Here is a 1,316-nt window from a genome sequence, read left to right on the forward strand (position 1 = left end):
CCCCGCGGTTCAGCGGGCGGGCACCGCCGTGCCGTAGAAGGCGTCCAGCGCGTACACGCAGCGGTCCTTGGAGCCGACGAAGACCCGGCCGCCGACCGCCACCGGCGAGCCGGTGAGCTCGCCCTTGGTGCCGAGCTCCCAGCGCAGCTGACCGCTGGCCAGGTCCAGGGTGTGCAGCGAGTGGTCCCGGCTGCCCAGGTGCACCAGGCCGTCGGCCACCGCCGGGGAGCCGACGATCTCGCCGCGGGCGGTGTAGCGCCAGCGCTCCCGGCCGGTGGCCGCCTCGAAGGCGTACAGCACCTCGCCGTTGCCGACCAGCACCATGCCGTCCGAGACCACCACCGGGTCGGCCCCCTGGCGGCGGCCGGTGACCCCGCGCCAGCGGTCCCGGCCGGTGGCCGCGTCCAGCGCGTAGACCGTGCCCAGGTAGTCGGCCACGTAGACCGCGTCGGCGTCCAGGGCGGGCGGGGTGAACAGCACCACCGGGGCGTCGAAGCGCCAGCGCTCGGCCCCGCTGGCCGCGTCCAGCGCGTACACCCGGGTGCCGGCCGACACGTACAGCACGCCGCCGCGCTCGACCGGGTGCGAGGGCACCTCCTCGCCGACCGGGAAGGACCAGCGCAGTCCCGCGCCGCGCGGGTCGACGCAGCGCAGCCGCCCGCCGCCGTAGTAGTAGGCGGCGCCGCCCACCAGGACCGGGCCGGACTGCGGGTTCTCGAAGTCCTGCTGGGCGTCGTCGGCGCGCCACAGCTCGGCCCCGTTGGCGGCCGAGCGGAGCTGGACGCCGCCGCCCCTGATGCCGCAGCAGAGCACGCCCTCGGCGGCGGAGAGCGAGTAGACCCAGCCGTCCAGCGAGGTGCGCCAGCGCTCGGTGCCGTCCGCGGCGTCCACGGTGTACAGGTGCGGGCCGTCCGCGGCGTGCACCCGGCCGGCGTCCACCGCGAGCGCCCAGGCCACGTCCCGGGTCTTGTAGCGGCGCTCGCCGGAGGCGATGTCCAGCGCGTGCACCTCGAAGCTGGAGACGAACAGCGTCCCGTCGGCGACCACCGGGGTGCCCCAGACGTCGTTGGACATCCGGAACCGCCACGGGCGCCAGCGGGCGACCGGCGGGGGCGGCGGGACGGGGGCCCGGCGGACCCAGTCGGTCGTGGCCGGGGCGGTGCTCGGGCCGGGCTGCTCGTGCTCGGCCCGCGGCCCCGGGCCTATCCGCACGGTGGCGCCGGAGAGCTGCACCTCGACGGCGCCGCCGGTCGCCGCCCGGGGCCGCCCCGAGCCGACCGCGCGGGGCCGCAGCCGGATCCGCAGCGTGTGGGAGG

Annotated in this window: 1 protein-coding gene; it reads right to left on the reverse strand. The window is 77.7% G+C overall.

Translation table 11 applies throughout. From position 1 onward, the window contains the following. Positions 1-9: 9 nt before the first annotated feature. Positions 10-1,316: PQQ-binding-like beta-propeller repeat protein (locus tag ACFU6K_RS39175; RefSeq protein ID WP_380671476.1), on the reverse strand; the 1,307-nt coding region annotated here is incomplete at its 5' end.

The organism is Kitasatospora sp. NPDC057512, from assembly GCF_042802135.1.
Lineage (GTDB): Bacteria > Actinomycetota > Actinomycetes > Streptomycetales > Streptomycetaceae > Kitasatospora.